Below are 6,627 nucleotides of genomic sequence, written 5' to 3'. Positions count from 1 at the left end.
CGTGTGCTCTTCCGCTCGCCCCGCCGCGGCGGCGGCCCGGCCCGGCGGGCGCCGGGCCGCCTTCGCCGCGCCCGCGACCGGCGTCCGGGACAGCAGCCCGGGCGCGTCCGTGATGACCCCGTTGCAGCCGAGGCGGAGCGCCCGGTCGCGCTGCGCCGGGGTGGTCACCGTGTGCGCCCACACGCGCGGGATGCCGGAGTTGACCGCCCGCCGCAGGTCCTCGTCGCGCGCCTTGTAGTCCACCGCCAGGACGTCGACGAACGGCGCCCAGCGCTCCGGGCGGTCCGTGCGCAGCTGGCTCCTCGACCGCCAGAGCTGCGCGAGCAGCCCGAGCTGGTGCGCGCGCCGGGCCACCCACGGCCGGTTGGAGTTCACGAACACCGACCGGGCCAGGCCGCGCGCGTGGATCATCTCGCTCAGCCGGGACAGGCTCCGCGGGTCCTTCGTCTCCAGCATCAGCATGACCCGCCCGCCGAACCGGTCCAGGACCTCCGCCACCGTCGGCGGCCGCTCCTCGCGCCACCGCCCGGGCACGTGCGCGGGCGGCCGCAGCCGTACGCGCTCCCAGTCCCGGGCGGTCAGCGCGCGGACGGGCCCCTCGGCGTACGTCGTGCGGTCCAGGGTCGCGTCGTGCATCACCACGAGCGTGCCGTCGCGCAGCATCCGCGTATCGGCGTCGATGACCTGCGCCGTGCCCCGCCCGACCGCCGCGACCAGGCCCGACATGCTGTTCTCCGGCACCTCCAGGGCGCCGCCGCGGTGCGCGGTGTAGACGACCGGCGGCAGCGCGTCCACGGTGAGCGGGCCGCCGCCCCACTCCAGCGGGGCCAGGAACGCGGTGGGCCCGGTGAGGGCCAGGGCGGTGACGCCTGACAGCACAGTCCGTGTGACCATGGCGACCACCGTAGGAGTGGAAAACGGCTCTTCGCCCGTATTGGCGCGGTATGTCACCCACCGCCTTGCATCACCCCAGCTACCCCGGATGTGGGCTACGGCCCCCCGGGGAGCAGGATGGTGCGACCATAGGTCATGCTGTTCCGCACGACGGCGAGGTGAGGCGATAGATGGGCGCAGAGTTCGGCCGGACGTCCGGCGCGCAGAGCAGGATCTCCCAGTGGCTTCGCCGGCGCTCCCGCGCGGACGCGGACGGTGAGGCCGAAGGCGCGCGCCGTGAGGACCTGCTGCTCGCCGTCGCCGCCGCGGGACTGCCGCTCGCCCCCGCCGCGCACCCGGCCGGGTACCGCTGCTCCTGCGACCGCATCGGCTGTCCCACGCCCGCCCGCCACCCCGTCTCCTTCGCCTGGCAGACGCAGTCCACGACGGACCGCGCGCAGATCGAGCGCTGGGCCCGGCACCAGCCGCAGGCCAACTTCATCACCGCCACGGGCATGGTGCACGACGTCCTCGACGTGCCCCTGGAGGCCGGGCGCGCCGCGCTGGAGCGGCTGCTCGCCCAGGGCATCGAGGTGGGGCCCGTCGCCGAGTCCGACGGGGCGCACGACCAGGGCCGGATGCTCTTCTTCACGGCGACGCGGGGCACGCCGGAGGACGAGGACGAGTGGTGGCCCTGCGAGCTGGACTGCCACCCCGAGACGATGGACGAGCACCCGGGGCTGCGGTGGCACTGCCGCGGGTCCTACGTGCTCGTGCCGCCGGCGCGGCTCCCGGGTGACCTCGGGGTCCACTGGGTGCGGGGGCCGGAGTTCCCGCTGCCCGACCCGCTGACGCTGCTCGAGATCCTCACGGACGAATGCGCGCGGTACGCGGGGGAGCCCCGGGAGGACGTCGCGGCCTGGCCCCTGCGGGGCTGAGGGGCGACGACGGTCATTCCCCCGTCGCGCCCACCAGGCCCTGCATACGGCTGAGTATCGCGACCTTGCCCGAGCCCTCGGGGGTCAGGGAGACCTGGTTCGAGACGCGCTCCAGCGTGACCGACTGCTTCGCCTCGCCCTTCATGAGGGCCTTGACGTCCGGCTGCACGGGGACCGTGAGGCCCTTGGACGCGGTCTGCTTCTCGTAGTGGTGGGTGGAGAAGAAGACGAGCGCGCCGCCGTCGCGGGTGCGCAGGCCCACCGGGGCGAACGCGCCGGTGTTCTGCGGCTGGTCCAGGTACTGCACGGCCAGGCCGAGCCGCTTCTTGTTCCTGTCGCGGGCCGCCTTCCACTGCGAGGTGTGCGGGCCCGCCGCGAACGTGTCGCCGCCCGACTTCAGGTACGCCGTGTACTCCTCGCCGAGCCGCCGGGGCGCCACCGCGAGCCCGGACCGGCCGGCGGCGACCGGCTCCGCGTACCCGTCCTCGTCCTTCTTCAGGGCGGGGATCCGCTCCGGCAGGACCAGGTTCAGGTACGCGGCCTCCCACGGCTGGCCGTTGCCGCCGCGGGTGAAGACCATCAGCCAGCGGTAGCCGTGCGGCTTGCGGTTGCTGAGCGCGTCCACGACGAAGAACCGGGGCCAGCCCGCCTTCTTGGGGATGGAGTACCGCACGTCCCTGAACGCCAGCGGCACGTGCCGGGGGTTGCCGCCCGGGTGCTGGGCCTGCCGGGCCTTCAGGCCCGCCTGGTTGATGGCCCCGAGCGGGCCGGTCACGCGGGCCGCGTCCAGAGCGGGGTCGTACGCCTTGTCGGCCGCGTTGTAGGCGCGCAGGAAGTCCTTGACGGCGCGGGCGGCCTCGGGCTCGGTCGCGGCGGGGACGACCTCCCGCTCGCCGTGCACCGTCACGCACCCGCTCGCCGCCACCGACAGGGCGGCCACCGCCGCCGCCGAGGTGCCGAGCCGCCTGAGCCTGCGAACCCTGATCATGGGACCCCTTCACCTACCCCTTACCGGGCCCGAACCCTACCGGGGGCCCGTCCGGCGCGAGCATGCGGGAGCGCGCCAGCACAACCGCCGGCACCAGGTACAGCGCCCACACCGCCGCCTGGAGCGTCGTCGGGCCCGGCTGGAAGCCGCAGGCGCCCTGGAGCAGCGCCCCGTACCAACTGTCCGGCGGGACCGCGGCCACCACGTCGAACGCCCGGTCCTCCAGGCCGCCGAGGTGCCCCGCCTCCTGGAGGTGGCGCACCCCGGAGGCGAGGGCGCCCGCCGCCACCAGGGCGAGCGGCACCCCCGCCCAGGACCCGGGCAGGCGGGCCGCCCCGCGGGCGAGGAGCGCCGCGAGCACCCCCGCGGTCAGCAGGCCGAGGAGCATCCCGGCCGGTGGCCCGGCCGTGCTCTCGCGCGCCGACCGCACCGACTCCCACAGGGCCTCCGAGGTCACGAGCCCCTCGCGGGCCACCCCCAGGAAGGCCGCCGCGGCCCACGGCGCCGCGCCCCGCCGCGCCCGCGGCACCAGCCACGTCAGCGCCCCGGCCGCGAGTACCGCGAGGACGCCGCCCAGGGTCTCGTGGGCGAGGTACGTCAACTCCCGCGAGCCGAAGGTGAACGCGCACCCGAAGCCGAGGCAGAGCGCCGCCGCGGCCCCGGCGCCCGCGGCCACCGGGCCGCGCGTGCCGCGCCGCCCGGCCGCCGCCGCGTACGCGAGGAGCAGGCCCACGGCCACCGCCGCCTCGAGACCGCCGCGCAGACCGGTCAGATACGTGCCCCACATCGCCTCGTGCCTCCCCCGTGGACGGCGCCGCCGGGCACCGGACCGCGCGGCCCGGTGTCGAACGCGCGCACGAGGGGAATCTATGCGGAGCGCCGGGGGGCGACCAGCGTCGCCCCCGTGCGGGGGTGCGGAAACACCTCCACGGGCTGCTGGTACACGTCGGAGAGCAGGGTCTCGTCGAAGACGTCGCCGGGCGCGCCGTCCGCCGCCACCTCGCCCGAGCACAGCACCACCGCCCGGTCCGCGTACGCCGCCGCCAGCCCCAGGTCGTGCAGGACGACGACCACGGCCACGCCCGCGGCGGCCCGCTCCCGGCAGATCCCGAGCACCAGCTCCTGGTGGCGCAGGTCCAGCGCGGCCGTCGGCTCGTCGAGCAGCAGCAGCGGCGTCCGCTGGGTGAGGACGCGGGCCAGCGCGACCCGGGCCCGCTCGCCGCCGCTGAGCGCGGAGAACGGCCGCCGGGCGAACGCGCCCACCTCCGTGGCCGCCATCGCCGCGCGGACGGCCGCGTCGTCGTCCTCCTCACGGCGCGTCCCGGCCCAGGGCGCGCGCCCCATCCGGACCACGTCCTCGACGGGGAAGGGGAACGACACCGTCGCCGCCTGCGGCAGCACGGCCCGGCGCAGCGCGAGGTCGGCCGCGGACCAGTCCCCGGCGTCCCGGCCGCAGATCCGTACGGCGCCGGAGGCGACGGGCAGGTCGGCGGCGAGCGCGGCGAGCAGCGTGGACTTGCCCGCGCCGTTCGGGCCGACCAGGGCGAGGACCTCGCCCGCACGGGCGGTCACCGAGACGCCCCGGAGGACCTCGCGGCCGCCGAGCGCGAGGTGAACGCCGGTGGCCTCGGCGAGGACGCAGCCCGGCGCGACCGGCTCCGGCAGCGCCCGCTCCCGGGCGCCGAACAGCCGCCTGCCCGCCCGGCCGATCACGGTGGTCATGCCCAACCCCCTTGCCTGCGGCGGGTCCTGCGCAGCAGCCAGAAGAAGAACGGGCTGCCGAACAGCGCGGTGAGCACGCCGAGCGGCAGCTCGGCGGGCGCGGCCACGGTCCGGGCCGCGAGGTCGGCGCCGACGAGCACCACGGCCCCGCCGAGCGCGCTGCCCGGCACCAGGAAGCGGTGCCCGGGCCCGGCCGCCATCCGCAGCAGGTGCGGCACGAGCAGCCCCACGAACGTGACGACCCCGGCCACCGCCACGGCGGCGGCCGTGAGCAGCGCCACCACGAGCACCAGGACCATCCGCAGCCGCTCCACGTCCACGCCCAGGTGCCGCGCGGGCCGCTCGCCGAGCGCCAGCAGGTCCAGCTTCCGCGCGTACAGCGGCGCGACGAGCAGCCCGGCCGCCGCGCACGGCAGTACCGCGAGCACCTTCGGCCAGGTGGCCTGGGCGAGCGAACCGAGCTGCCAGAACGTGATCTGCGAGACCTGCGCGTTGTCGGCGAAGAAGAGGAACAGGCCGATCAGCGCGCCCGCGAAGGCGTTCACGGCGATGCCGGTGAGGATCAGCGTCACCACTTCCGTACGGCCGCCCTCGCGCGACAGGACGTACACGAGCAGGACCGTCACCAGTCCGGCGGCGAAGGCGAAGACGGTGACCGTCCAGGTGCCGAGGAAGCTCAGGCCGAGCGCGATCGAGCCGACCGCGCCCACGGCGGCGCCGGAGGAGATGCCGATGACGCCCGGCTCGGCCAGCGGGTTGCCGAACACGCCCTGCATCAGGGCGCCCGCGCACCCCAGCGCGGCGCCCACGAGCAGCGCGAGCGTCACCCGCGGCAGCCGCACGTTCCACAGCACGCTCTCCGGCACCCGGCCGAGCGCGTGCCCGCCGAGGCCCGCGCGGTGCCGGACGGAGCCGAGGACGTCGCCGAGCGGGATGTCGTACGCGCCGAGGCCCGCGGACAGCAGGCACAGGACGGCGAGCGCGGTGACCAGGGCGGCGGTGAGGAGCGCGGGGGCGCGGCGGCGTCCGCGCGGCGCCGTGGCCGTGTCCCGCGCGGGAGCCGCGTCGACAGGCTCGGCGGCGACCGTCACGTGGCGTCCTTCGCGTAGAGCTGGTCGACGAGCGAGGCGAGCACCCGGTCGGTGCGCGGGCCGTAGTTCAGCAGGACCCCGTCCTCGACGGACACCACGCGGCGGTCCATGCCCGCGGGCGTCTCGGCGACGCCCGGGATCTTCACCAGGCCGTCGACGCCGCCGACGGAGTCGAGCCCCTTGGACATCACCAGGATCGCGTCGGGCGCGGCCTTCGCGAGGGCCTCGCTGGTGATGGGCGTGAAGTCCTTGCGCAGGCCGGACGCCTTGCCCGCGTCGACCGCGCCCGCCGCCTCCAGGAGCGGGCTCGCGCCGGACTCCCGGCCGCCGAGCAGGTAGACGGAGGCGGAGCCGCGCAGGTACAGGAAGGCCACGCGCGGCTTCTTCGCCCGGCCGGGCACGGACGCGCGCACCTTGGCGATCCGCTGTTCCGTACGGGCCGTCAGGGCCTGGCCCGCCTTCGGTACGCCGAGGGCCTTCGCGACGGCCCCGATGCGCGGGCCGACGTCGTCCAGGCCCTTGGCCGGGGCGAGGACGACGACCGGGACGCCCGCGTCCCGGATCTGGTCGAGGGCCTCGGCGGGTCCGGTGGTGGTCTCGGCGAGGACGACGCTCGGCTTGAGCGACAGCACGCTCTCCGCCGACACGTCGTGCGCCCGGGTCACCACCGGCAGCTTCTTCGCCTGGGCGAAGGTGGCGGTGATGTCGCGCGCCACCACGCGCTCGCCGAGGCCCAGGGTGAACACGATCTCGTTCAGACCGCCGCTGAGCGGCACCACGCGGCGCGTGTCCTCGACCGTGACCTTCCCGCCGTCGGCGGAGTCCACGGTCACCGGGAGCTCCGCCGCCGGCGGCCGGTCCGCGAGGGGTTCGACACGGTCGGCGCGGACGCCTTCGGTCCGCGGTCCCGCGCCCCCTGAAGCCCCGTCACCGGAGGCTCCGCATCCGGCGAGGGTGAGGGCGAGCAGGGCCGCCAAGGTGCCGGCCGTCCGGAGTGAGCGCGGTCTGCGCACCG

General features: G+C 76.2%; 7 protein-coding genes. 1 reads left to right on the top strand and 6 read right to left on the bottom strand.

Translation table 11 applies throughout. The features are described from left to right. On the bottom strand, window positions 1–894 hold an 894-nt coding region (locus QK440_RS18895), incomplete at its 3' end, for a glycerophosphodiester phosphodiesterase (protein ID WP_282794300.1). Between the two features lie 170 nt (window positions 895–1,064). Between QK440_RS18895 and QK440_RS18890 the strand changes: the two genes are divergently transcribed. Continuing rightward, the gene (locus QK440_RS18890; RefSeq protein ID WP_282794299.1) at window positions 1,065–1,811 is read left to right on the top strand and encodes a bifunctional DNA primase/polymerase; all 747 of its coding nucleotides are present in this window, start codon (window positions 1,065–1,067) and stop codon (window positions 1,809–1,811) included. A 13-nt stretch (window positions 1,812–1,824) separates the two neighbouring features. Here the strand turns inward: QK440_RS18890 and QK440_RS18885 are convergent, their stop codons facing one another. The 5 genes from QK440_RS18885 to QK440_RS18865 all read right to left on the bottom strand — a co-directional run bounded on the left by QK440_RS18885 (window position 1,825) and on the right by QK440_RS18865 (window position 6,625). Beyond that, window positions 1,825–2,799 carry a hypothetical protein gene (locus QK440_RS18885; RefSeq protein ID WP_282794298.1) on the bottom strand — a complete coding sequence of 325 codons (975 nt, stop codon included), beginning with the start codon at window positions 2,797–2,799 and terminating at the stop codon, window positions 1,825–1,827. 13 nt (window positions 2,800–2,812) lie between these two features. Continuing rightward, complete coding sequence (locus tag QK440_RS18880; RefSeq protein WP_282794297.1) at window positions 2,813–3,586, bottom strand: FTR1 family protein; 774 nt, start codon at window positions 3,584–3,586, stop codon at window positions 2,813–2,815. 80 nt (window positions 3,587–3,666) lie between these two features. Next, window positions 3,667–4,521, bottom strand: coding sequence for a heme ABC transporter ATP-binding protein (locus tag QK440_RS18875; protein WP_282794296.1), 855 nt, complete (start codon window positions 4,519–4,521; stop codon window positions 3,667–3,669). After that, complete coding sequence (locus tag QK440_RS18870; protein ID WP_282794295.1) at window positions 4,518–5,612, bottom strand: iron ABC transporter permease; 1,095 nt, start codon at window positions 5,610–5,612, stop codon at window positions 4,518–4,520. The genes QK440_RS18875 and QK440_RS18870 overlap by 4 nt, the downstream gene beginning before the upstream one ends. Beyond that, complete coding sequence (locus tag QK440_RS18865) at window positions 5,609–6,625, bottom strand: ABC transporter substrate-binding protein (protein WP_282794294.1); 1,017 nt, start codon at window positions 6,623–6,625, stop codon at window positions 5,609–5,611. The genes QK440_RS18870 and QK440_RS18865 overlap by 4 nt, the downstream gene beginning before the upstream one ends. Between the last annotated feature and the right edge of the window lie 2 nt (window positions 6,626–6,627).

Source organism: Streptomyces sp. CC224B (genome assembly GCF_030010595.1).
In the GTDB taxonomy this organism is placed as follows: Bacteria; Actinomycetota; Actinomycetes; order Streptomycetales; family Streptomycetaceae; genus Streptomyces; species Streptomyces longispororuber.
The sequence above is the reverse complement of the archived record's forward strand: the minus strand, read 5'-3'. Positions and strand labels throughout refer to the sequence as shown.